Genomic DNA, 26181 nt, shown 5'->3' on the forward strand with positions numbered 1-26181 from the left:
TTTAGCAGTATTCGTCCCTTTGCAGGGGGAGGCGCACCTCGACGGTGGTTCCCACGCCGATTTCGCTCTCGATGCCGATCTTGCCGTGATGCTGTTCCACGATCTGCCTGGTGATGGCAAGCCCGAGCCCGGTCCCCTTCACCTTGGTGGTGAAGAAGGGCTCGAAGATCTTCTCCATGTGCTCCGGCGAGATGCCGGCGCCGTTGTCGCGGAACTTGAGACTCACCCACTCCTCGCCCCCCGCCTCGGTGCTCACCACCAGTTCGCCCCCCTTCTGCATAGCCGCGCCCGCGTTGAGGATCAGGTTGATGGCCACCTGGCGCAACTGGTCGCCGTCCACCATGATCGGCGGCAGGGAGCGGTCGAAGCTCTTCTTCACGGTGACGTGGTGCATGTCGGTGTGGTTGGCGGCGAAGTCGACGATCTGTTCCAGGAGGTCGTTGATGTCCGTCTCCTCCAGGTTCGGCTGCGGGGTCCGGGCGTAGGAGAGGAGGTCCTGGACGATCTTTTTGCAGCGCTTGCTCTCGCGCTTGATCTCGTGGATGAACTTGTAGTTGGGGTCTTCCGGGGTGAGCTTTTTCTCGATATAGGCCGCGTAGCCCAATATTACCCCGAGCGGGTTGTTGATCTCGTGGGCGACCCCCGAGGAGAGTACACCGAGCGACGCCATCTTGCCCTGTTGGGCGAGGTTCGCCTCCAGTTCCTTGTTGTGCTTGATGATTCTGGTCATCCGGTTGAAGGCGTGGGCCAGTTCGCCCAGCTCGTCCTCGGATTCGACCGGCATGGTCTCTTCCAGTCTTCCCTGCTTGACCTTGCGGATCACCTCGATCATCTTGCTGATCGGCTCGGTCATGACGCGCGAGGCGAGCAGCACCATGAACACCGACAGCACCGAGACCAGGATGGTGAGCACCACCATGCTCTCCAGGATGCGCCCCTTGATGGCGTTGGCCTCCTGGTAGAATTCCTCCTCATAGGAGCCTACCGCGACGATCCAGTTCCAGGGCTCGAAGTACTCGTAGCGCACGATTTTCATGCGCGGCGCCTCATCGCCCTTGTTCTTCCAGGGGTAGCGGATCCAGCCGTTTTTGCGCTCGCACATCTCCTTTATGAAGTGCTGGCCGTTAGAGTCCTGGGCGTTGAGGAAGTTCTTCCCTTCGCCGGTGGGGTGGATCATGAAGTTGCCGGAGCTGTCCATGGCATAGATGTAGCCGGTCTTGCCCACCTTCTTGCTCTTGATCTTCTCCTTGAGTGCCTCGAAGGAGCGGCGCTCGAAGGCCAGGTCCTCGTAGGTCTCCTCGAGGTAGCCGCCGGCGGCGATGATCCAGTCCCACTCCTTGAAGTAGCGGTAGGCGACCACCTTTTTCCTGAGCGACTTGTCGCCCAGCGCAGCGTTTTTCCAGGGATAGACGATGTAGAGCACCTCGCCCGGCTTGGCACGGTGCGCTTTCTCGATCATCTCCTTGATGAAGTAGCGGCCGGTCTCGTCCCGGCTCTCGGAGACGTTGGTCCCCTCCTGGGCCACGTGGACCTTCAGTTCGCCGCGGCTGTTCATGGCGTAGATGTAGCCGGTCTTGCCGACGTTCACCTTGAGGAGCGCGTTCCTGGCCTCGCGCATGGCGGTCGCCAGGTCCATGCGTCCGGACTTCTGCAGGTTGTGCTGGCTCTTGACCACGTTGTAGGCCAGCTCGCTCACTGTCTTCAATTCTTCGTGGAAGGTCTTTTCCTTGTCCTGCTTGTAGACCTGAAACTGCTGGTAATGTGAATTGAGAAGGTCGACCGTGAAGGAGGCCATGTGCTGCAGGTCGTCCTTACTGGTCTGGGTGATGCCGAGGTAGGCCTGCTTGGTGGAGATGTAGCCGATGATGCCACCGACCAGGAAAATAGGGATGATCACCAGGGGGAGCACCAGTACCACCATCTTCCAGCGCAGTTTCAGGTTCTTTATGACATTGAAGAGATATCTCTGCACTGCGCCCCCGGAAAAATCCGTTTTCTTTTTGCCGTGATCAACCTGGCTCTCTTTGAGTGGGAGGGAACCATTCCGCGTTATGGATACTGGCTTTACAGATGCCAAAACAGCTTTTTGCAAACACTACCGGTAGATTAAGCGCGATACTACCGTATACGGTATGGGAAATGCCAGTCCTTTTTTCGCAATTCTGCAAAAAAATGAGTATACTGAGACAGATTTTTCCCGGGAGAGACAGATGGAAATTCCACGTTACCCACAAAGTCGCGCCATCGACCTGCAGGACAAACCCCTGCTGGACGGGCTTTTCGGGGAGTTGCAACCCCGCGTTTCGGAGCTCACCTTCGCGAACCTCTACCTGTTCCGCAAGGTGCACAAGTACCGGCTGACGCTGGTCGGCGACGCGGTAGTCGCCCTGGGGTGCGGCTACGACGGCTCCAACTATTTCCTGCCCCCTTTTGGCGGCGACATCGCGGCGGCGGCCCGGGATCTGCTCGACCAGGGGCTCACCCTGTACGGCGCGGATGACGCCTTCATAGACCGCCATCTCGGCGGCGGCGAGGGGATGGAGGCGACCGCCGACCGCAACAACTTCGACTACCTGCACCTAAAGGACGAGATGGCGCAGCTCAACGGGAAGCAGTACCACAAGAAGAAAAACCGGGTGAACTATTTCCTCAACCGCCACCGGCACCAGGTCGAGATAATGAACGACGGGCACCTGCCCGGGGCGCTGGCGCTGCTGGAGGAATGGGGGCGGGTCAGGACGGAGATCGTGCCGCGCGGGACGGGGCAGGGGGGCTCGGTGCGGGGCGAGATCGAGGGCGCGGCGGAGGCACTCAGGCTGCACCGCGAACTGGGGCTTTCCGGTGTGGTAATCCTGGTGGATGATGTGGTGCGCGGCTTCGCGCTGGGAGAGCGGCTGAACCGGGAGACGGCGGTCTGTCACTTCGAGAAGGGGGACCTCTTCATGGAGGGCCTCTCTCAGATGTTGGACCGGGAGTTCTCCCGCCTTCTGTTCACCGACTGCACCTACCTGAACCGGGAGCAGGACCTCGGCGAGGAGTCGCTGCGACAGGCGAAGCTTTCCTACCATCCGGTGGAGCTGGTGGTGAAATATCGGGTGAGGAAAATCTAGTCCCCTCCCCCTGGAGGGGGGAGGCTGGGAGGGGGGCACGCGGCGATCAAAGCCCCCTCCCTGTCCCTCCCCTCCAGGGGAGGGGACGTTTAGCTCCGGGGTAGCAGTGAGGTAAGGCGCTCTTCCAGCTCTTCGGCCGCCCGGTCGAAATCTTCCATGTCCAGGTTGAAGTCCGCCTCCCAGGTCCGGTTCTTGTAATAGACCTTGTCGTAGTAGTCGCAGACCAGGCCCTTCATGAAATCTTCCATTTCCCAGCGCTCCAGGTTTTCGGCCAGTTCTTCGCACCGCTTTCCCCCCAGCTTCTTCCTGATGCGCTGCAGCGCGACCCCCATCTCCTCCTTGTACTCGGGGAGGCCGTACTCATCGATCAGCCGGTGCACCCGGGTCTCCAGGGTCGCGTGGCACCAGACCCGGATCCCTTCGGCCATCTTCTGGTAGAAGTCTCCCGGCAGCGAAACGCGGCCGATGCGCTCGCTTTCACCTTCGAGGATGAGCGGCTGCCCGGCGGGCGCCTTGCGGATGGCGTCCCACAAGAGGGTCTCGAAGCGCTTCTGGGTGAGGTCCTGGTTCAGACCGAGCTGGCCGAAGGCGGAACCGCGGTGGCAGGCAAGCCCTTCCAGGTCGAGCACGGAGTTGCCACGCTCCTTGAGGCGCTGCAGCAGCGTGGTCTTGCCGATGCCGGTCATACCGTGCAGCACGACGAGCGGCGTCTTGGGGAGGTACGGGTTAAAGTAGTCGCCGACGATGTGGCGGTAGCTCTTGTAGCCGCCGATCAGCTGCACGGCCTTCAGCCCGGCCAGGTCGAGGATCGAGGTGACCGTCTTGCTGCGCAGCCCGCCGCGCCAGCAGTAGACCAGGATGGGACGGCCGGCCGCGCTGTCGGCGATCTGCCGCACCATCTCAGGGAAGCGGTGCGCGGTCAGTTCCAGGCCGCGACGGCGCGCGGCGTATGGGCCTTCCTCCTTGTGCAGGATGCCGATCTCGACCCTCTCCTCGTTGTCGAGCAGCGGGACGTTGATGGCGCCGGGGATATGGTCCTCTTGGTATTCCAAGGGGGAACGGACGTCCACCAGCAGGTGGCTGTCCAGAAGTTCTTCGTTGAATAGGGTCGTTTCCACGTACACAGGCTCCTTTTGGGCGGGCTCATTATAGAGATGCGCCGCCTCGATTGCAACAATGAGAGAGAATAATTATTCGCCCCTACAGTAACCTCCGCTCCTACCGCACTCATTACTCAAAGGCTGGAAAGGCCTCATAGCAGGCGCCTTTTCAGTTGAGGGTTTCTCACTTTTGTGGTAGCGTACACTGTTTTTTTTATCCTGTTTTTACGGCTAAGGAGATTTCATAGATGTTTGGCGCCCTTATAAAGAAGTTTGTCGGGAGCAAGAACGAGCGGGAACTGAAGCGTCTCTGGCCCATTGTAGATCGCATCAACCAACTGGAAGCCGAGATGGTCAAGCTCTCCGACGACCAGCTGCGCGGCAAGACCGCCCAGTTCAAAGAGCGCTATGCCAAGGGTGAGAGCCTGGACTCCATGCTCCCCGAGGCGTTCGCCGTCTGCCGCGAGGCGGGCAAGCGCGTGCTGGGCATGCGCCACTTCGACGTGCAGCTGATCGGCGGCATGGTGCTCCACTCCGGCAAGATCGCCGAGATGAAGACCGGCGAGGGCAAGACCCTGGTGGCGACGCTTCCTTCCTACCTGAACGGCATTTCCGGCAAGGGCGTGCACGTGGTCACGGTCAACGACTACCTGGCCAAGCGCGACGCGGACTGGATGGGGCGCATCCATAAATTCCTCGGGCTCACCGTCGGGGTCATCGTGCACGGCCTCGAGGACTGGGAGCGCCGCGAGGCCTACGCCGCCGACGTCACCTACGGCACCAACAACGAGTTCGGCTTCGACTACCTGCGCGACAACATGAAGTTCGACCTGGCCGAATACGTCCAGCGTCCCTTCAACTTCGCGGTCGTCGACGAGGTCGACTCCATCCTCATCGACGAGGCGAGGACGCCGCTCATCATCTCCGGCCCGACCGAGGACTCCACCGACAAGTACTACATCATTGACCGCATCATCCCCATGCTCAAGAAGGGGGAGGTGATCGAGGTCGAGGCCAACACCCTCTCCGGTAAGAGAAAGACCTACACCGGCGACTTCACCGTGGACGAGAAGGCGAAGAGCGCCACCCTCACCGAGGAAGGGGTGTTGAAGGTCGAGCAGCTCCTGAAGATCGACAACCTCTACGACCCGCGCAACATGGAGATGCTGCACCACACCCAGCAGGCGCTCAGGGCGCACGCCCTGTTCAAGCGCGACGTGGACTACGTGGTGCGCGACAACGAGGTCCTCATCGTCGACGAGTTCACCGGCCGCCTCATGCCGGGGCGCCGCTGGTCCGACGGCCTGCACCAGGCCATCGAGGCCAAGGAAGGGGCGAAGATCGAGAACGAGAACCAAACCCTCGCCACCATCACCTTCCAGAACTACTTCCGCATGTACGAGACGCTCTCCGGCATGACCGGTACCGCCGACACCGAGGCGGAGGAGTTCCACAAGATTTACAAGCTGGACGTCGTGGTTATTCCGACTAACCGTCCGCTGCTGCGCCCGGACTTCCCGGACGTGATCTACAAGACCGAGCGCGAGAAGTTCAACGCGGTCATCGGCGAGATCAAGGAACTGCACGAGAAGGGGCAGCCGATCCTGGTCGGCACCATCTCCATCGAAAAGTCCGAGCAACTCTCGGAGCTGATGAAACGCGAGGGGATCCCGCACTTCGTCCTCAACGCGAAGCAGCATGAGAAAGAGGCGGAGATCGTGGCCCAGGCCGGGCGCAAGGGGATGGTCACCATCGCCACCAACATGGCCGGCCGTGGTACCGACATCGTCTTGGGCGGCAATCCCGACGGTCTGGCTCGCCAGGAGTTCGGCGGCACCCAGGAGACCAAGGCTGAGGCGTTCGTGCAGGCTTACGTCGAGGCGCAGGCGAAAGGCCTGGCCGAGAAAGAGCTGCTGCAGGCGCTGGAGCGGGACTACCCTGGTTGTTCCGCGGCTGTTGCCGGCTACCTGGACGCGCACGAAGAGATCGATTTCGAGGAGCTGCAGGAACTGGTGCTCCCGGTATTCAAGAAGCAGTTCGATGCACTGGTGGAAAAACACAAGCCGACCTGCGCCGCCGAGCACGACGAGGTGGTGGCACTGGGTGGCCTGCACATCCTGGGCACCGAGCGCCACGAGTCGCGCCGCATCGACAACCAGCTGCGCGGCCGTTCCGGACGTCAGGGTGACCCGGGCTCCTCGCGCTTCTATCTTTCTCTCGAGGACGACCTGTTGCGCATCTTCGGCTCCGAGCGCGTCTCCATGATCATGGACAAGCTCGGCATCGAGGAGGGCGAGGCGATCACCCACGGCCTGATCACCAGGGCCATCGAGAACGCCCAGAAGAAGGTCGAGGCGCACAACTTCGAGATCAGGAAGCACCTGATTGAGTACGACGACGTCATGAACAAGCAGCGCGAGGTGATCTACACCCAGCGTAAAGAGATCCTGGCCGGCAACGAGATCAGGAAGAGCTTCGTGGGCATGCTGGACGAGACCGTGACCGACGTGGTCCAGGCCTTCGTCATCGACCGCACCCCGGCGCGCGAGTGGGACTGGCAGGGGATCACCGACACGGTCTTCAAGCTGTTCGGCTTCAACCTCGATCTCACCCCGGAGTTGTTCGACCGCATCACCCCGGTCAACTTCGAGGAGACGCTCCGTAGCGGCACCCGCGACCGGTTCAACCAGAAAGTCACCGAGTTCGGCGACGATCTGATGGATCACCTGATCAAGGTGATCATGCTCCAGGTCATCGACACCCAGTGGAAGGACCACCTCCTTTCAATTGACCACCTGAAAGAGGGCATCGGCCTACGCGGCTACGGCCAGAAGGACCCGAAGCAGGAGTACAAGCGCGAGGCATACCAGCTGTTCATGGACATGATGAACAGGATCCGCCAGGAAGTGGTGGAGAAGATCTTCTGGGTGCAGGTTGGGACCGAGGAGGATCTGGAGCAGTACGAGCTGGAGCAGCCCAAGCCGCAGAAGATGGTCTTCAACCTGGTCGAGGAAGAGGAAGAAGAGGACGCAGGCAAGGGTGGTCCCGCCAAGAGCGCCAGGAACGCCGGCCGCAACGAGCCCTGCCCCTGCGGCAGCGGCAAGAAGTACAAGAAGTGCTGCGGTAAGTAAGGAGGTGCTATGAAAGGTTTTCGCTTTTCCGCCGTCGAGGCGGCCATCAAGAAGCCGGGGCGGCTCGACCTGGCACTGATATTTTCCGATCTCCCCGCCCAGGTGGCGGCGGTGTATACCACTAACAAGGTGCAGGCGGCTCCTGTCATCATTTCGCGCCAGCGCTCGCAAAACGGCAAGTGCCGCGCGCTTTTGGTCAACAGCGGCAACGCCAACGCCTGCACTGGCGAACAGGGGATGACCGACGCCCTCGAGTGTGGCCGTAAAACGGCCGAGGCCCTGGGTCTTTCCGACGAGGAACTCCTGATCGCCTCCACCGGCGTCATCGGGCAGCCTCTCCCCATGGAGCGCTTCCGCAAGGGGATCCAGCCGCTCGTGGACGGCCTCGACCACGGCACTCTGGACGACGTGGCCAAGGCCATCATGACCACGGACACCTTCGAAAAGATCGAGCGCCGCAGCGGCGAGGCCGGCGGCAAGCCCTACAGCATCTGGGGCATCGCCAAGGGGGCCGGGATGATCCATCCCAACATGGCCACCATGCTCTCGTTCCTGGTCACTGACGCCGACGTGGACGGCGCCTTCCTGAAGAGCGCCTTCACCCAGGCCGTGGACGGCTCGTTCAACGCCATCACCGTGGACAACGACACCTCCACCAACGACACCGCGGTAATCTTCGCCAACGGCGCCGCGGGCAACCCGGCCATCAAGGGGGGGACCCCGGAGGGTGCCGCCTTCGCCGCGCTGTTGCACGACCTGCTCCTTTCCCTGGCCAAGCTGATCGTCAAGGACGGCGAGGGGGCGACCAAGTTCGTCGAGATCAGGGTGAAGGGGGGCGCAACCCAGGCCGACGCCAAGAAGGCGGCGCTCGCCGTCGCCAACTCGATGCTGGTCAAGACCGCCTTCTTCGGCCAGGACGCCAACTGGGGCAGGATCATAGCCGCCATCGGGTACTCCGGCGCGCAGGTGGAGCAGGAGCGGGTCGAGATCCGCTTCGACGACGTGGTGATGGCCACCGGCGGAATCTTCGCCGGCGGCGACGCCGAGGCAGCCGGCACCCGTGTGCTGCAGCAAAAGGAATTCAAGGTTACCATCGACCTCAAGATCGGCGGTGGCGAGGCCGTGGTCTACACCAGTGACCTCTCCTACGACTATGTCCGCATCAACGCCGACTACAGAACCTGATCAGGACTTAACGCTGCCGCCTCCTGCCGGGGGCGGCACCGGCTAAAGGCCGGCATCCCACTCTCCGCAACCGCTGCTGGAGGCACCATGAGCCGCACCACGATTGTTTCAATCGCAACCGCTGTACTGTTGGCAACCCTCGCCGGCTGGAGCCAGTCGTGGGCGGGTGACCTTAAAATTACGGAGATGGCGGTCACCACCAAGATCATCAAGGGAAACCCGATCGACTCGGTGCGCCGCATTTCGTCCACCTCGGTCAAGGCGCTCTACTGCTTCACCAGGTTCTCGGCCCCCGAGGATACCGACACCACCATCAAGCAGATCTGGTACCTGAACGACGAGGCGGTGGCGGAGTACGAATTGCCGGTCAAGGGGGCGCACTGGCGCACCTACAGCCGCAAGGCCGTGGAGAAAGGGACTTCCGGCGAGTGGCGTTGCGACGCGGTGGACAACGAGGGGAAAGTCCTCAAGTCGGTCAGTTTCAGGATGAACTAAACAAGGCAGTACCCAGCCAGGACCGAGAGAGTCACATTGAGATTGAACACGTATTTTAGGGTGCGCTTGCGCCCCCTGTTGAGCAGTATCTGCGGCTGCCTGCTGGTCATCCTGCTCGCCACAGCAGCCCGCGCCGCCGACCAGCCCCGCATCGACTCGCTGATGATGGAGGCCATGGGTCGCAACCTCATCGCCGGCGGTGTCGTCCTCATCGGTAACCGCGACAAGATCCTCTTCGAGAAGGCGTATGGACGCCTCTCCCCGTTCCCCGACGCACCCCCCATGGCCACCGACACCATCTTCGACGTCGCCTCGCTGACCAAGGTCATCGCGACTACTCCCTCTATCCTGAAACTGGCGGAAGAGGGGAGGATCTCGCTGCTCGACCCGGTCACCAAGTGGTTTCCCGAGCTGGCAGGGAAGGGCAAGGACGCCATCCTGGTGATGAACCTGCTCACCCATACCTCCGGGCTGGACGACGTCCCGCTCTCCAGCGTCAACCCCATGCAGAGCGCCATCGAGGGGGCCGCGTCCCAGAAGATCAAGGGCGAGGTGGGGAGCCGCTTCCGCTACGCCGACCTCAATTTCATCCTGCTGGCCGAGCTCGTGCGCCGCGCCACCGGCGCCCCGCTCGACCTCTACACCCAGGTCTCCTTTTACCGGCCGCTGGGCATGAACGACACGGCCTTTCATCCCAAGGAAGCCACCCGCTGCTCGGGGACCATCAGCGACGACCGCATCCTCTTCGGTGAACCGCAGGACTATCTCTGCCGCCAGTTGGGCGGAGTGGCCGGCCATGCCGGTCTCTTTGCCACCGCCCGCGACCTGTCCCGCTTCTGCCGCATGATGCTTTCCGGCGGCTCCCTGGATGGCAGGCGCGTGCTCGCCAAGCGCACCGTCGACCAGATGACCGCCCCCTACTTCTCGCGCGGCGGGACCGTGGTGAGGGGGCTGGGCTGGGACATCTCCTCTCCCTTCTCCGCACCCCGCGGACAGGGGTTCTCGCGGGTCTCCTTCGGCCACACCGGGTACTCCGGCTCGTCGATCTGGATCGATCCCGCCACCGACACCTTCGTCATCCTGCTCACGTCGCGCCTCGAGTATAAGAAGGTGCATGAGATCAACAAGTTGCGCGGCGATATCTCCACGCTGGCCGCACAGATCTTCGGCATTCCCGTCGAGTTCGGCGACATGGCACGTTTCAATGACGAGTGATTAATAAGAAAGGGCAAAAACCTTGACACCCTACGCCCTTTATGCTAGCTTTTTTTACCATTTTTAGTGTCATACTGGATGTATTTGCGCCTTATTACCAACCGTTACTTCTGTCTGTCCAATACGCGAGAAATCCTGTGAGCCTTGTCCCGGATCATCTCTGTATCAGCCGGACGACTCGAATTTGTCGTGGCAACAATAACTCCTGAAGTAAGCTTCCTAAGTAGAGGGGGGATAGATGGGCAATAGACTGCTCCTCGCCGATGACAGCATCACCATTCAGAAGGTTGTGGCGATCATCTTCGCCAACGAGGAGTTTGAACTGACCGTTGTCGACAACGGTACAGCTGCCCTTGACAAGGCGCGGGAGACCAAGCCCGACGTGATGCTGGTCGACGCGTTGATGCCCGGCAAGACCGGCTACGAGGTCTGCGCAGAGATCCGCCGCGACCCCGTGCTCGGCGCGGTCCCCATTGTCCTCCTGATCGGTGCCTTCGAGCCGCTGGACGAGGAGAAGGCGCGTGAATGCGGCGCGGACGCCACCATCTCCAAGCCGTTCGAATCGCAGCAGCTGATCGACCGGGTCAAGGAGATGCTGGAGTTGGGCAAAACCCGCAAGACCGCCCCCCCGGTCGCACCGCCGTCCGCCCCGGCTGTCGCGGCCGAGGAAATCTGGGGCGACCTCTCCTCGCTCGATGCCATGGCACCGGCTCCGGCAGCTCCGGCAGCCGCAGCGGTACCGGCGGCAGCCCCTGCTGCTGCAGCCCTGGCGCCCGCTGACGAAGACATCTGGGAGAGCGTCGGCATGGAGACCGAGCCGGACTGGGAAGCACCTGCCGCCGCGCAGGAGCCGGCCTGGGAGGTCCCGGTAGCCCCTGCGCAACCTGCCGCTGCCGCACCGGTGGCCCACGTGGAACCGGTCGAGGCGAGCGTGGAGGACGATCTCTGGGGCGCCTTCGAGTTGGAGGAGGAGACTCCCGCCGCAGCAGAGTCGGCGTCCGAGCTGTTCGGCGTGGTGGAGCCGGAAGGCGGTTTCGAGTCCGAGTTCGAGGCGGAAGAAGTTTTCAGCTTCGACGAGTCGGAAGAGATCGAGGAAACCGGCCCGGCACTGGAGTTGGACGAGCCGGAAGTTGATTCCTCACTCACCGTCAGCGAAGAAGAGTTCTTCGCCTTCAGCGAGGAGGAGCCTGAGGCTGCCGCGCTAGTGGTCCCCGCGCAGGCCGAGACCGAGGCCGAGGCAGAGGCCTTTGGCGTACCGGAATACGAGGCCTTCGAGTTCGACACGGAGGAGCCCGCTCCGCAGGCCGTAGCACCGGCCGCAGCCGAGCCCGTTCAGGCGGCGCCTACAGCGGCACTGGCTGCACCCGCAGCACCGGTGGCGGCCCAGCCGGCTGCCGTTCCCGAACTGACCGAAGACCAACTGGTGGCGGCCCTGTCCAAGGTGTCCCGCGAGGTGATCGAAAGGATCGTCTGGGAAGTGGTGCCGGACCTGGCCGAGGTGATCATCAAGGAAGAGATCAGGAAACTGAAGAGCGGCGTACGCGGCTAAACGCGGACGTCGCGCCCATCCGCTTATGAAACAGGGGATTTCACGATCCCCTTTTTCATTATTCGCCTGCTCCCTTTGGTTGCCCAGAAACCTCCCTCTCCCCCCGGGAGAGGGCTGGGGGGAGGGCGTTGCTAGAGGCGATACTTTCCCCTAAAGTGTCTCCCTCACCCGGCCTCCGGCCACCCTCTCCCGGAGGGAGAGGGGATGAAGGAACAGCTAGTTTCATACAAACTCCGCAGGCCACCCCTGCTAAAGTATTTTTCCCCATGAGGTAGATTAGATGGCAAACAAAGAGCTGGAAAAGGTTTACGAGCCGAAAAGCGTTGAGCAGAAGTGGTACCAGGAGTGGGAAGGGAAGGGCTACTTCCACGCCACCGTCCCCTCCGACAAGCCGAGCTACTCCATCGTCATCCCCCCGCCGAATATCACCGGCGTGCTGCACATGGGCCACGCCCTGAACAATACCCTGCAGGATATCCTGTGCCGCTGGAAGCGGATGAGCGGCTACAACGTGCTCTGGATGCCGGGTACCGACCACGCGGGCATCGCGACCCAGAACGTGGTTGAGCGCCAGCTGGCCGCCGAAGGGAAGGACCGCTTTGAACTCGGCCGCGAAGGGTTTATCGAGCGCGTCTGGCAGTGGAAGGGCGAGTCCGGCGGCCAGATCATCGGCCAGTTGAAGCGCCTGGGCGCTTCCTGTGACTGGGAGCGCGAGCGCTTCACCATGGACGCTGGTCTCTCCAAGGCGGTGCGCGAGGTGTTCGTGCGCCTGTACGAAGAGAAGCTCATCTACCGCGACAACCGCCTGATCAACTGGTGCCCGCGCTGCCACACCGCGCTCTCGGACATCGAGGTCGAGCACGAGGACAAGGCCGGCAACCTCTGGCACCTGCGCTACCCGGTGGTGGGAAGCGACGAGTACGTGGTAGTTGCCACTACCCGCCCTGAAACCATGCTGGGCGATACCGCCGTGGCCGTGCACCCCGAGGACGAGCGCTACAGCCACCTGATCGGCAAGAAGGTCATGCTGCCGCTGGTGAACCGCGAGATCCCGGTCATCGGCGACGACTACGTCGACCGCGAGTTCGGCACCGGCGTGGTGAAGATCACCCCGGCGCACGACTTCAACGACTTCGAGATGGGCCTCAGGCACAACCTGGACCGCATCAACGTATTCGACGAGTCCGGCGTGGTCAACGCCGCCGGCAAGCAGTACGAGGGGATGGACCGCTTCGCTGCCCGGAAGCAGGTGGTGGCGGATCTCGAAGCTGCTGGGCTCCTCGAGAAGATCCAGGATCACGCCCTCTCCGTGGGCGGCTGCTACCGCTGCAAGACCGTGGTCGAGCCGTACATGTCGCTGCAGTGGTACGTGAAGGTGGGACCGCTGGCCGAGCGGGCCCTGGGCGCCGTCAAGGACGGGCGCACCAAGATCGTGCCGCAGCAGTGGGAGAACACCTACTACGACTGGATGGAGAACATCCGTGACTGGTGCATCTCGCGCCAGATCTGGTGGGGACACCGGATTCCCGCCTGGTACTGCGACCACTGCGGTCACATCACCGTGGCCAAGGAAGACCCGACCTCGTGCGCCCAGTGCGGCTCCGACGAGATCCGCCAGGAAACCGACGTGCTCGACACCTGGTTCTCCTCGGCACTTTGGCCCTTCTCCACCATGGGGTGGCCGGAGAAGACCCCGGAGCTGTCCGCCTTCTACCCGACCTCCTGCCTGGTCACCGGTTTCGACATCCTCTTCTTCTGGGTGGCCCGCATGATGATGATGGGGCTGCACTTCATGGACGAGGTTCCCTTCACCGACGTCTACATCCACGCCCTGGTGCGCGACGCGCAGGGACAAAAGATGTCCAAGTCGAAAGGGAACGTGATCGATCCGCTCACCGTGATCGACGCCTACGGCACCGATGCCTTCCGCTTCACCCTGGCCGCCTTCGCCGCGCAGGGGCGCGACATCAAGCTCGCCGAGGAGAGGATCGCCGGCTACCGCAACTTCGCCAACAAGATCTGGAACGCCTCGCGCTTCGCCATGATGAACCTGGAAGGGTTCGACCCGGACCAGGTCGACGTGGCGTCCTTGAAGCTCTCCAACGCGGACCGCTGGATCCTGTACCGCCTCAATGAGGCTGCCGGTTCGTTGGACTCGGCGCTGACCGGGTTCCGTTTCAACGAGGCCGCTAGCGAGTTGTACCGCTTCACCTGGAGCGAGTTCTGCGACTGGTACATCGAGCTGGCCAAGGACGATCTCTACAAGGGTGACGCCGAGCGCCAGGCTGCGGCGAAATACGTGCTCTGGCTGGTGCTGGAAAACCTCTTGCGCCTCTTGCATCCGTTTATGCCCTTCATCACCGAGGAGATCTGGCAGGCCCTGCCCAAGAAGAAGGGCGCCGCCGATTCCATCATGATCTCCGACTTCCCGACCCCGTGCGCGGAGTGGGCGGGTTACGCCTCCGCCGCTGCCGAGATGGAACTGGTCATGGAAGTTATCAAGGGGATCAGGAACATCAGGGGCGAGATGGAAGTGGCCCCGAGCAAGCAGATCGCCGCCATCCTCGACTGCAAGTCCGAGTCGAGCCTCAAGCTGCTCAAGAAGAACGAAGTCTACGTGATGAGCCTCGCCCGCCTCTCCGATCTCGCCATCGGGCAGGGGATCGAGCGTCCCGCCGAGGCCTCGCTGCAGGTGGCCGGTGACGTCGAGATCATCGTGCCGCTCAAGGGCCTGGTGAACGTCGAGGAAGAAGAGAAGCGTCTGGGCAAAGAGATCGCCAAGATCGAGAAGGACATCGAGTTCCTGTCCAAGAAGCTGGAGAACCCGAGCTTCATTGAGCGCGCCCCCGCCGACGTGGTCGAGAAGGAGCGCGAGAAGATCGCTGAGTTCGGCAACAAGAAGAAGCTGCTCCAGGAGAGCCTGGAGAAGATTTTGAGGCTGAAGTAAACTGCAGGGGCTAGGGGCTGGGGGTTGGTGCCCTAGCCCCTAGCTCCGCTTTAAGAGGTTTCCTTGACGCCCTACATCACCTACGCCGTATTCGCTTTCCTCTTCGGAGCCGTGGTCGGCTCTTTCCTGAACGTCTGCATCTGCCGGATGCCGAGCAACGAGTCGGTGGTGTCGCCTCCGTCGCACTGCCCCAAGTGCGACTACCAGATCCGCTGGTACGACAACATCCCCATCCTGAGCTACCTGGCGCTGCGCGGCAAATGCCGCTCCTGCGGTACCCCGATCTCGATCCAGTACCCGGTAGTCGAACTCTTAAACGGTCTGCTTTCCCTGGCCCTTTTCCTCAAGTTTTTCCCGCAGCGCCTGTTCGAAGCCGGGGCCCCGAGCCAGTATGTGCTGATCGGGCTGTTCTACTTCAGCGTGTTGTTCGTCTTCTGCAGCGCACTGGTCGTGATCACCTTCATCGACCTGGAGCACCAGATAATCCCCGACCGCATCACCCTGCCGGGTATCGTCCTTGGCTTTGTCGTCTCCTTCTTCATTCCGCAACTGGGCTGGCTTAACTCCCTGATCGGCATCGTCGCAGGAGGGGGGAGTTTGCTCCTCATCGCCTGGGTCTACCAGGTGGTCGCCAAGAAAGACGGCATGGGCGGGGGCGACGTGAAGCTCTTGGCCATGATGGGGGCGTTCCTGGGGTGGAAGTCGATACTGTTCATTGTCTTCATTTCTTCGCTGCTGGGATCGGTGATCGGCGTCACCTTGATGCTGATCCGCAAGAAAGACTCCACGCTCGCCATACCCTTCGGCCCGTTCCTGGCTGCAGCCGCCGTGCTGTACGTCTTCTACGGCAGGCAGATCATCCGCTGGTACCTGGCCATGGGGAGCTGAAGCGGCCCCTATGAAACCATTCCGTTTCAGCCTCAGCTTCTACATCCTCTCCGCCTTGAGCATGCTGCTCGTGCTCACCTGGGCCCTCCTCTCCCTGATATCTTTCAAAACATCTGAAAACGACCTCCTGGCCCAGAAGGGCGAGGACGCCAAGGTGCTGCTGGCCGCCATCGTGTCGGCCCTGCCGCGTCCCTTGGCCCCGCCGGCCCCCGAAAGCCAGATCGTGCAGTATCTCGAGCAGTTGAGGCGGGACCGTGGCTACACGGGGCTCGTGGTGGTGGATAAAGAGGGAAGCCGCCTTTATGCCGCCGCCGACGGTAGTGAGACCGACAGCAGTCTTCTCAGCGTCCTGACCAGCGGTCGCACCATTTTTCAGCTCTCCCCGGACAAGCGTAGCGGTCGCTGTTACGCCGCCATCGTGCAGCAGGGGAAAATTGTCGGGGCGGCGCGCCTGACACTGTCGCTGCAATCGGTCCAAGATCGTCTCTCCATGTCGAGGCACTTGTTCCTCGCCTACTTTGCCCTGGATTTCCTGCTGCTGCTGGTGTTTGGTTCCTACCTTTTGTCCCGCACCGTTGTCTCGCCGATCAAGCGCCTTCTCTCCGCCACCCGGCGCATCACAGCCGGGGATCTTGGCGTCTCCGTGAACGTCGCCGGGAGCACCGAGATCGCCGAACTCTCGGAAGGGTTTAACGGCATGATGGTCACCCTCAGGGAGAAGAGGGTGGAGGTCGAGGAGAAGGTCGCGTCGCTGAAGTGGGCCAATAAGGAGCTGGTGGAAGCGAGAAACGAAACGGTGCGGTCCGAGAAAATGGCCTCCGTCGGGCTTTTGGCTGCCGGCATGGCCCACGAGATCGGCACACCGCTCGCCGCGATCATGGGGTACAGTGCCATTCTCGCGGAAGAGTTGGCCGCCGACCCGGAAAAGTCCGACTACCTGCGCCGCATCGACGAGGAATCCCGGCGCATCGACCGCATCGTTCGGGGGCTTTTGGATTACGCCCGTTCCAAACGCGTGCAATGGGAGGAGGTGGAGATCCGTCCCTTGCTGGAGAAGGTGGTGGAACTGCTTGCGAACCAGGGCGTTTTGAAGCATCTCGACGTTTCCGTCGAGGTAGAGGCTGGTCTTGCCACAGTGCATGCCGACCCGCACCAGCTCGAGCAGCTGCTGATCAACCTGATCGTCAACGCGCGTGATGCCATGCCCAGGGGGGGGGAGTTGCAGTTAAAGGGGAGCCGGTCCGGAGCCGAAGTGGTCATCGAGGTGGTGGATAACGGCGAAGGGATGCCCCCGGAACTTTTGAGCAGAGTGTTCGACCCGTTTTTCACCACCAAGGAGCCGGGGAAAGGAACCGGTCTTGGCCTGGCGATAGCCGCGCGCATAGCCGAGTCCTGTGGTGGTCGTCTCGACGTGCAGAGCGAGCTCGGCAAAGGCAGCCGTTTCACCCTGACCCTGCCCGCGAGTGAAAGGAGGGGCTAAGGCCCAGAGAGTAGAGAATAGGGTTTATCCACTGCAGTTCCCTGCGCTTGCAGGCCCTTAGCGAAGGCTGGGTTGGGTCTAAGGAGTTCAACTTGACCGAAAAGAAGAAAATCCTGGTAGTGGATGACGAGGCCAACCTGCGCCACATGCTCCAGGTCTTGTTAAAGAAGCAGGGCTACCTGGTGGAGCAGTCGGCTGACGGCGCCGACGCGCTGGCCAAGGCGCGCGGGGGGAGCTACGCCTTCATCCTCTGCGATATCCGCATGCCGGTCATGGACGGCAAGAAGTTCCTGGCCGCTTGTACCGAATCCGGCATCGGCGCCACCATTATCATGATGTCCGCCTACGGCACGGTTGACGACGCCATCGAGTGCATGAAACTGGGCGCCTACGACTACATCTCCAAGCCCTTCAACAGTGACGAGATCGCGCTGGTGCTGAAGAAGGCGGAAGAGCGGGAGCGGCTCAAGGACGAGAACCGCAGGCTGCGCGAGGCGGTGCGGGGCCGGGCGTTCCCGGACATCATCAGCCGAAACGAGCGCATGGCGCAGATCATGGACCTGGTCAAAAAGCTCTCCGGCCACAAAACCACCGTCCTGATCCAGGGCGAATCCGGTACCGGCAAGGAGCTGGTGGCGCGGGCGCTGCACAACTGCGGCGTGCGCCGCCAGGGCCCGTTCGTCGCCGTCAACTGCGGCGCCATACCCGCCGCCCTCCTGGAGAGCGAACTGTTCGGTCACGTCAAGGGGGCCTTTACCGACGCCGCCTATGACAAGATCGGCCTCTTCGACGAGGCCGACGGCGGGACCCTTTTCCTGGACGAGATCGGCGAGCTGCCGCTGCCACTGCAGGTTAAGCTGCTGCGTGTGCTGCAGGAGGAGGAAATCCGTCCCCTCGGCGCCGCCGCCGCCCACAAGGTGGACGTCCGCGTGGTGTCCGCCACCAGCAGGGACCTGGTCCAGGAGGTGGCGGAAGGAAGATTCCGCGAGGATCTCTACTTCCGCATCAACGTCTTCGCCCTTTCTCTTCCTGCCCTGCGGGAGCGGGTGGAGGACGTGCCGCTCCTGGTGGACCACTTTCTGGAGAAGCACGGGGAACGGATGGGGATGCCCGGAGTGCGCCCAACCCCCGAGGCGCTGCAGGCGCTGGTCCGCTACGGCTGGCCCGGCAACGTGAGGGAGCTGGAGAACTGCGTCGAGCGTGGGCTGGTGCTTTGCGACGGTGCGACCCTCGGGCTTGGCTGCCTGCCGGAGGCGGTGCGCAGGGGGGCAGGGCTGGAACGCAGGGGAGGGGAGTTGCCGGATTCCCTCTCCATCAAGAAAGGGGCCGAGGCGCTGGAACGGCAACTGATCGTGCGCGCCCTGGAGCAGACCGCCGGCAACCGGACCCACGCAGCGCGGTTATTGGAGATCAGCCACCGGGCCCTTTTGTACAAGCTCAAGGAGTACGATCTCGGATAGATTTTCGGTCGGCGGAGCCGCCCGCCTGCCGTCAAGTGCCAATTTTTTGCGGGGTGGGCGTGGTAGCTATGAAAAAAATGCGTAGTTTTTTGTGGTTCCACCGTGCTATGGTATGCCACAACTGTCCGTATTGACGCTGAAAACACCGCTTCAGAGCCGCACGCGGGACCAGGGCACGGTTGTTGCTCCCTCCTGCCGGAGCAAAGAAATTACCCCCACGAGGTAGCTGAATGTCCTTCGCATCATGTCTCACCCGCATCTTCGCAGCCTGTTTTACCCTGATCATCATTGCCTTTGCCGCACCTGCTTTCGCCATGTCGGAAGGGTGCAGCGGGGACTGCGCTTCTTGCCATTCCATCACCCTGCAGGAGGCGAGCGGTCTCCTGAAGGAGATCGGACCGGTAAAGGATGTAAAGCCGGCGCCGGTGCGCGGGTTGTACGAGATTACCTTTGAGCAGGGGGGCAAGAGCGGGGTTGCCTACCTCGACTACGGGAAGAAACACATCATCGCTGGCCAGGTCTTCGATATCGCCTCCCGCCAGCCGGTAGGGGGGACGGCGGAACAGGTGAAAAAAGAACGCAAGGAACGCCTCGACCCCGCCACGCTGAGCACCGACAACGCGCTGATAATGGGCAACCCCAAGGGGAAAAAGAAACTCTTTGTTTTCACCGACCCTGAGTGTCCCTACTGCGCCAAGGCGCATGTGGAGCTGAAAAAACTGGCGGCTCTGGAACCCGATCTCGCCATCTATATCAAGCTCTACCCGCTCAAGATGCACCCCAAGGCCTATGACAAGTCGCGCGTGATCCTGGCTCGTAATTCCCTTGCACTGCTGGACAAGTCCTTCGCCGGCGAGCAACTGCCGGCTGCCTCGGAGCAGGACGCCCGCAAGCCCGTGGATGATACCATCAAGTTTGCCGAAGCCAACGGCATCGTTTCTACCCCGACCCTGGTCCTGCCCGACGGGAGGATCCTGGTGGGGTACAAGGAAGCCAAGGCGGTGCAGGAATTGTTGCGCTAAACGGCGTCGCAGATGTAAGTACCTTTCGGAAAAGACTGGCGGGGATCGGTTTCCCTTCACTTATGGAGGTCTGTGGTGAGAAATTTAAAAAAGGCATTTGTAACGCTGATATCGGGTCTGGCATTTTTGTTCGCCTTGCAGCCCCTTACTGCCGGTGCAGACGCTCTTTCATGGTCTGGAGAACAGTACTGCGTCAAGCCTCCGTTTGTCGCAGGCAATATCCCGCCCAACTTGCTGCTCATGATCGACAACTCGTCCAGTATGTACGACCTTGCTTACGTGGACAAGGGTAACGCCAACCGCCAGCCCTACTACTGCTACGACGAAACCTACTCCAACGCGAACACGTACAGCGGTTATTTTGAGACTACGGATTCCGCGGGTAGTGACATCTACTACCAATACCGCGCTGCTACCGACGACTTCGTCAAGGTCACCGGTACCTTCCCCTTTGGCTGTGGCTCAGTTCCGGCCAACACCAAGATATTCCCGAACACCATGTGCATCGAGTTCACCAAGCCTAAAACCTTGACGAGCTTTGTTGCCAAGGGGAACTACCTGAACTGGCTCACGGCATCCAAGTTTGACGTCGAGAAAAAGATCCTGACCGGTGGTAAATACGATGCGACCACCAACACGTCCAACGCACCCGGGCTTGTCGCCGAGTCGCGCGGTTGCGTCGGCCAGGGGTACGTGAAGGACGCCGATGCAACCAACTTCGTTGACTACACGGGCGATGCTTCCAACAACCTCAACGTGAGCCTCGGGGTCACCTTCACCATTACCGGCCCGCTCAATCCTAACAACAAGGCGGCCTACTCCACCGGGGGACAGACCTACATCAACCTCTTCTCCGGCGACCAGCCCTACGATGCGGGTAAGTGCCAAGCCGCCGTCAACGCCATCCAGAACGCTTCCGGTACCGGTCAGGTCACCTCGGCGGTGCAGGACTGTCTCACCTCGACCACCCCCCCCGTGGGTACCTGCTCGATCATGGACGTCGACCCAGCCACGGGGCTGCCGGTCGCGCATTCCTGCATCGACACCTATCCGCCGGCCACTCCCAACTGCCAGCCGACCTACGTTGCGGCGCACTGCCAGGGGAACAATGTCGCCTGCACCACGAACACCGATTGCAACGTCACCGGTGGGAGCGCATGTACGGCGGGCAAGGTTGGCAGACTCTGCGGCGTTGACAGCGATTGCGACGTCAAGACTTGCAGTGTCAACGGTTCTGCCTGTACGGGTGCCAGCGACTGCTACAAAGCGCCCACCCCGGGCGTCTGCAGCAAGGGGACCACGCCGTCCGGCGGCTGTGTTGTGGACTCCGACTGCAAGACCAAGAACGCGGCCTGCACCGGGTACAACGCCGGCTACAACTACGGTACTTGCGGGGTGAGCACCGCAGGCACCTGTACCGCAACTGCCAGTTCCTACCAGGGGCCCTGCGTTCCGGCCACCGGGGGCAATCTCGGTGTCTGCCAGTTCTCCCCGCACGACACCCTGGTCAAGACCAACGTTTTGTTCGCTTCCTCCATGCAGACCTGCTGGGCGCTGCGCAAGAACAACACCCAGCCGGGAAATGACGAGTACAACGCCATCATCAAAAACTGCCCGATCCTCTACGCCGGGTACAAGTCCTGCAGTAACAACAGCCTGCAGGCCTGCACGGCCAACGCCGATTGCGGTACCGGCAACACCTGCGTGAGCGGCCCTGCCGCCATTGGTCCTGGCAACTCCGGTCTCCTCTGCTCGATGAACTATGAAGGTCAATTCTTCACCAATACCTCGGGCACCACCTGGGTCGTCGCCAGTTCGCTCCCCTCCCCGACACCCACTGCCTGCACCTCCAGCGATACCGTGAAAGACTGCATGCTGAAAGTGAACGCTGCCTTCTGCAGTGACATGTCCGCTCCCCCGGTGACTGACCCGACCGACAGCCCCTCCACCACGGTCACGACCGACAACCTCCCGGCCATCCTCAGCGGGGTCGGTGTCGACGCGCAGTTGGGAGGCGTCATCGCCAGCATGCGTGCCAAGGTTGCCAACTCCACGCAGCCCTCGGGGATCATCCAGGACTTTGCCCACAAGATCCGCCTGGGGACGATGACCTTCAACCAGTTCGGCTCGGCGAGTGAAACATCACTAGGCGGGGTCGGCTCCCAGAAAACCTGCTCCAACAACCCGCAGCAGTCCTGCTGGCAGAATATCGACTGCGGCAGTGGTAACACCTGCAGTACCACCAGCACCGTCAATTACGATGGCGGGAGTATCGCTTACCCGATCGGGCTTGGCTATTGTTCGACGATGAGCACCACTGCCTGCACCTCCGATGGGCAATGCTCCTACCCTAATACCTGCCTCAATGGTTTTTGCGGCACCAAGAGTTCGACTGTTTGCACTACCTCACTTACCTGCACCGGTTCATCCCAGGCGTGCATCAGTAATGGCGCAGGCGACCACGTGAGTGGCTTCTCGTTGGTGAGCAGCATCGATGCCATACGCGCCAACGCCTGGACACCTTTTGCGGAAACTTTTTACAACGCGCTCGGATACTTTGCCGCCGTGCCGCAGGCCAACAGCACCTTCAAGAGCCGGGTCACCGGTGCGGCAACCGGCCTCACCGGTCTGCGACTCAATGCTGTGAATACTACCAGCACCACGTTCAAGAACGCGACGGACCCGAGCGTTTCAGTCCCCAGTGACGCGCACCCCATAGACTTCAACGAGGTGCTGAACCCGTCCGAGTATCGCTGCCAGCAAAACTACATACTGCTGATCACCGATGGTACTTCCACCGCGGACCGCAACAGCAGCGTCCACACGCTGGCCGGCCTCTACGCCAGCCAGGCAGGTACCACCGCCGGCTATTGCCCCGATAACTCCAACGGCGTCAACTACGGGGGGACGTCTGATCTTCCCATCATGGCCTGGATCGGCAAACGCCACAACCTGGCAACCTTCAGCACCAGCAGCGTAACGCCACTGTATTGTTCCTCTACCACCACCAAGGCGTGCTCGGCCGACGCCGACTGCCCAACCGGTGAGACCTGCACCAACGCCCACTACCCGCGCGACTACGTCAGTACCTTCGTGGTTCTCAACGGTGCCGACAACGGCGTCTCCGGTCTGTGCAACACGACCACGCTGCTCACCAACACCGCCGTCAACGGCGGAACCAAGCAGCTGTACCAGGCGTCCGATTACAATGGCCTCAAGGATGCGCTGACCACGATCTTCCAGAACATAGCAGCTAAGGCATCGTCTGGTACGGCGGCATCCATCCTCAGTAACAGTGAGGGGAGCGGCGCCAACATCCTCCAGGCGGTGTTCTACCCGAAGAAGGTGTTCGAGGCGCAAACCTCCAGCAACTGGATCGGAGAGATGCAGAACCTCTGGTACTACGTGGACCCCCAAATCAGCCGCTCCACCATCCGGGAGGACACCAACGGCGATAAGCAACTCGACCTCATCGCGGATAGCGTCGTCAGCTTCCGTTTCGACAGTACCGACAACACCACCTACGCCTATGTCTCGCAGGACACCAACGGTGACGGGGTGGGGGATACCGCCGAGGTGAAAGAAGATACCGATCTCGTCAAGAGCATCTGGCGTGCCGGCAAACAACTTTGGGCCCGTGACCTCTCGGCCAGCCCACGCAAGATCTTCACGTCTATCGACGGGACCTCGTTGATCGACTTCTCGTCCTCCACCTTCCTGGGGACCGCGAACACCGACAACTCCGCGACGCTGGCGCCGTATCTCAATGTGAGTGCAGGTGAAGCAACGCGGCTCATCAACTACGTGCACGGGGTTGACCAGCCTGACCAGACCGGGTTCCTCTCGTACCGAAGCCGGAAGGTTAAGATCAAGGATCCGGTCACCAACGTGGTCAGTTCAGCTCAAGAGTGGCGCCTGGGAGACATCATCTCCTCCACGCCGCGCATCCAGTCCACAGGCAAGCTGAACACCTACAACCTCGCAGCTCCCAGCGGCTACGGCGATGCCTCTTACGCCTCCTTCATCGCGTCCTACGAATACCAACACAGGGGCATGGTCTACGTGGGAGGAAACGATGGCATGATGCACAGCTTCAAGCTGGGGCTGCTGGACGTGAGCGCAAGCGGAACCCACAAGGCGACCCTTTCTGGCACCGGGCTGGGGGAGGAGCAGTGGGCCTACATACCCAAACAGGCGCTGCCGTATCTTAAGTACTACGGCGATCCTGACTACAACCACATCTACTATGTCGACGGCGCGACGGTCCTTTTCGATGCCAGCATCGGGACCACTACCAACACCGGGACCTGCCCGGACGGGGCAACCTACTATGACTGCCCGAAACAGACTTATGTCGTTAACAGCAGCAACCAGCTCGATACCAGCAAGAATACCTGGAGGACCGTCCTGATTAGCGGGATGGGGATCGGAGGCGCGTCTGCCAAGACCTGCGCCACCGGTTCGGAGTGCGTCCAGACTCCTCTCGCGGCGGACCCAGGCGACGCGACCAAGGCGCTTGGCTACTCGAGTTATTTCGCGTTGGACATTACCAACCCGGACGCCCCGTCGCTCATGTGGGAGTTCAACGATCCCGCGATGGTCCCCGCTCCCACCGGCCCCGCGATGGGCTTCGCTACCACCGGCCCTGCGGTCATCCGTGTGGGACCGCGGGACAAGAACGGGAACTGGTACGTGGTGTTCGCGTCTGGCCCCACTGGACAGATCGACACCAACAGCAACCAGTTCAAGGGGCAGTCCAACCAGACACTTAAGTTCTTCATCGTGGACCTGCGTACCGGCGCGCTCCTGCGCACCATCGACACCGGCATCGCCAACGCCTTTGCCGGCTCCCTCTTGGGGGGGCCGATAGATGCCGACCGCTGGAACTCCTATGCCAACGGCGACTACCAGGATGATGCGATCTTCGTCGGGTACACCAAGAAGAACACCAGCACCAACACCTGGACTGACGGCGGGGTGATCAGGATCACCACCAAGGAGAGCAACAACGTCAATAACTGGACCTGGAGCTACGTGGTACAGGACACCGGCCCGGTGGTCACCGCGATATCCCGACTCCAGGACAGGAAGAACAAGAACCTGTGGCTCTACTTCGGTTCCGGCAGATACTACTACCGTGCTGGAACCGACATCGATGACTTCAGCAGTCAACGCTCCATCTACGGCATCAAGGATCCCTGCTACAACACGGACGCCCTTCCCGGTAACGTCTACGATAAGAACTGCACCGCCACGGTGACCTCAGGGATCACCGATCAGTCCACCAGCATTTCGAGCACGGTCGGTGCCGGAGGATGGAAAATCGATCTCGACCTGTCCAGTAATGGCTTCGGCGCGGAACGCGTGGTAACGGACGCCGTCGCCTTGACCAACGGCACCATATTCCTCACCTCGTTTCAACCGACTGCCGACCCGTGCGGCTTCGGAGGCAACTCGTTCCTATGGGCGCTTGGGTACGATACCGGGGGGAGGCCGTCCGATGCCGCCCTTGCCGGCAAGGCTTTGATCCAGCTCTCCACGGGCGAGTTCAAGGAGGTCGACCTGGCTCAGGCTTTCGGCAGCGGGGCGGCCCGTCTGATGCGCCGCTCAGGCGTCCCCATGACGGGGAAACCGCCGGCGGACGCATTCCCGATCGTCAGCAAGAGCGGCAACAAGCCGGTCAAGAAGATCATGCATATTCAGGAGCGTTAATCCATGCGTGAGAGAGGTTTGACACTGCTTGAACTCGTCGTGGTCATGGCCATCATCGGAACCCTGCTGGCCATAGGCAGCATGCAGTTCAGCAGCATGCAGCGCAAGTCCCTGATCGAGTCTCAGACCAGGAAGATCTACAACGTCCTCACCAATGTGAGGGTGGAGGCGATGTACAGCAAGACGCCGCGTGTCGTCCTCCTAAGCGGGTCACAGTTGCAGATCTATTCCTCGGCGACCTATTCTTCGGGTGTTTCTCCGGTTTCCGTCGAGCAACTCACCTTCCCTATGGTGATGAGTTCCACTGGGAACCGGGTGTGGTACGACTCCAAGGGGATGATGGTCCTTGCGGACCGTTCCATCTGCGTCCAGCCTGACAACCAGCCGGCAAGCCTGGGCAGCATCGACAGCGTGGTCGTTACGACTGCGCGCAACTACTTGGGAAAAAGACAATCGGGAGGAGCTTGTGCCCCAGCCAGCATTGATCAGAAATAACGACGGCTTCACCCTTGTGGAGTTGATGGTGGCGGTTATCATCGTCGCCGTCGGGATGTTCGGGGTGTTGCAATCGATAAACATGAGCCTGCAGTACAACCTGAAGAACGAACTGCGCAACGAGGGCATCCGGGTTGGCGAGAAGTACATGGCCGATCTGAGGGGAAAGACGTTCGACCTACTCTCCACCCCTGGGTACACCTCTTTTGTTGAAGTAGGCAAAGTGCGCGGCGGGGCGAAGAACTATGTCGTGGAACGTGCTGTCCAGAACCTGGCCTACAACGGTCTCCAGCCGAGCACCAAACAACTCACCATCACAGTTAAATGGAGTTACCGCAATATGACCACCGTGAACAGGGTGGTCTCCGTGGTGGCCAGACCATGAGAGGTGA

General features: G+C 61.4%; 16 protein-coding genes. 14 read left to right on the top strand and 2 right to left on the bottom strand.

All coding sequences use genetic code 11. From position 1 onward, the window contains the following. Position 1: 1 nt before the first annotated feature. Positions 2-1972 (bottom strand): cache domain-containing protein, encoded by a 1971-nt coding sequence (locus K7R21_RS02450; protein WP_224981710.1) that lies wholly within the window; start codon positions 1970-1972, stop codon positions 2-4. Positions 1973-2210: 238 nt separating this feature from the next. On the opposite strand from K7R21_RS02450, the gene K7R21_RS02455 reads away from it, so the two are divergent. Beyond that, on the top strand, positions 2211-3110 hold the full coding sequence (locus K7R21_RS02455) for a DUF2156 domain-containing protein (RefSeq protein WP_224981711.1): 900 nt from the start codon (positions 2211-2213) through the stop codon (positions 3108-3110). Positions 3111-3199: 89 nt separating this feature from the next. On the opposite strand, the gene mnmH is transcribed toward K7R21_RS02455, so the two are convergent. Then, positions 3200-4228, bottom strand: a complete 1029-nt coding sequence (gene mnmH / locus K7R21_RS02460) for a tRNA 2-selenouridine(34) synthase MnmH (protein WP_224981712.1) — start codon at positions 4226-4228, stop codon at positions 3200-3202. Positions 4229-4458: 230 nt separating this feature from the next. On the opposite strand from mnmH, the gene secA reads away from it, so the two are divergent. The 13 genes from secA (at position 4459) to K7R21_RS02525 (ending at position 26174) form a co-directional block, all read left to right on the top strand. Next, positions 4459-7341: a preprotein translocase subunit SecA gene (gene secA / locus K7R21_RS02465; protein WP_224981713.1), complete on the top strand. Its 2883-nt coding sequence runs from the start codon at positions 4459-4461 to the stop codon at positions 7339-7341. Positions 7342-7350: 9 nt separating this feature from the next. Continuing rightward, complete coding sequence (gene argJ, locus K7R21_RS02470; protein WP_224981714.1) at positions 7351-8526, top strand: bifunctional glutamate N-acetyltransferase/amino-acid acetyltransferase ArgJ; 1176 nt, start codon at positions 7351-7353, stop codon at positions 8524-8526. A gap of 87 nt (positions 8527-8613) precedes the next feature. After that, entirely contained in the window at positions 8614-9021 is a 408-nt protein-coding gene (locus tag K7R21_RS02475) for a DUF2914 domain-containing protein (RefSeq protein WP_224981715.1), read from the top strand. A 42-nt stretch (positions 9022-9063) separates the two neighbouring features. Beyond that, positions 9064-10236: a serine hydrolase domain-containing protein gene (locus K7R21_RS02480; protein ID WP_224983395.1), complete on the top strand. Its 1173-nt coding sequence runs from the start codon at positions 9064-9066 to the stop codon at positions 10234-10236. 238 nt (positions 10237-10474) lie between these two features. Beyond that, entirely contained in the window at positions 10475-11785 is a 1311-nt protein-coding gene (locus tag K7R21_RS02485) for a response regulator (protein WP_224981716.1), read from the top strand. A gap of 280 nt (positions 11786-12065) precedes the next feature. After that, positions 12066-14732 carry a valine--tRNA ligase gene (locus tag K7R21_RS02490; protein WP_224981717.1) on the top strand — a complete coding sequence of 889 codons (2667 nt, stop codon included), beginning with the start codon at positions 12066-12068 and terminating at the stop codon, positions 14730-14732. A 63-nt stretch (positions 14733-14795) separates the two neighbouring features. After that, positions 14796-15620: a prepilin peptidase gene (locus tag K7R21_RS02495; protein WP_224981718.1), complete on the top strand. Its 825-nt coding sequence runs from the start codon at positions 14796-14798 to the stop codon at positions 15618-15620. Positions 15621-15630: 10 nt separating this feature from the next. Next, entirely contained in the window at positions 15631-17100 is a 1470-nt protein-coding gene (locus K7R21_RS02500; protein WP_224981719.1) for a sensor histidine kinase, read from the top strand. A gap of 92 nt (positions 17101-17192) precedes the next feature. Next, positions 17193-18560: a sigma-54-dependent transcriptional regulator gene (locus tag K7R21_RS02505; RefSeq protein WP_224981720.1), complete on the top strand. Its 1368-nt coding sequence runs from the start codon at positions 17193-17195 to the stop codon at positions 18558-18560. Between the two features lie 230 nt (positions 18561-18790). Further along, positions 18791-19582 carry a DsbC family protein gene (locus tag K7R21_RS02510; protein ID WP_224981721.1) on the top strand — a complete coding sequence of 264 codons (792 nt, stop codon included), beginning with the start codon at positions 18791-18793 and terminating at the stop codon, positions 19580-19582. A gap of 75 nt (positions 19583-19657) precedes the next feature. Continuing rightward, the gene (locus tag K7R21_RS02515) at positions 19658-25294 is read left to right on the top strand and encodes a pilus assembly protein (RefSeq protein WP_224981722.1); all 5637 of its coding nucleotides are present in this window, start codon (positions 19658-19660) and stop codon (positions 25292-25294) included. A gap of 3 nt (positions 25295-25297) precedes the next feature. Continuing rightward, positions 25298-25789 carry a pilus assembly FimT family protein gene (locus tag K7R21_RS02520; protein WP_224981723.1) on the top strand — a complete coding sequence of 164 codons (492 nt, stop codon included), beginning with the start codon at positions 25298-25300 and terminating at the stop codon, positions 25787-25789. Beyond that, complete coding sequence (locus tag K7R21_RS02525) at positions 25761-26174, top strand: type IV pilus modification PilV family protein (RefSeq protein WP_224981724.1); 414 nt, start codon at positions 25761-25763, stop codon at positions 26172-26174. The genes K7R21_RS02520 and K7R21_RS02525 overlap by 29 nt, the downstream gene beginning before the upstream one ends. Positions 26175-26181 lie beyond the last annotated feature (7 nt).

Source organism: Geomonas agri (genome assembly GCF_020179605.1).
Lineage (GTDB): Bacteria > Desulfobacterota > Desulfuromonadia > Geobacterales > Geobacteraceae > Geomonas > Geomonas agri.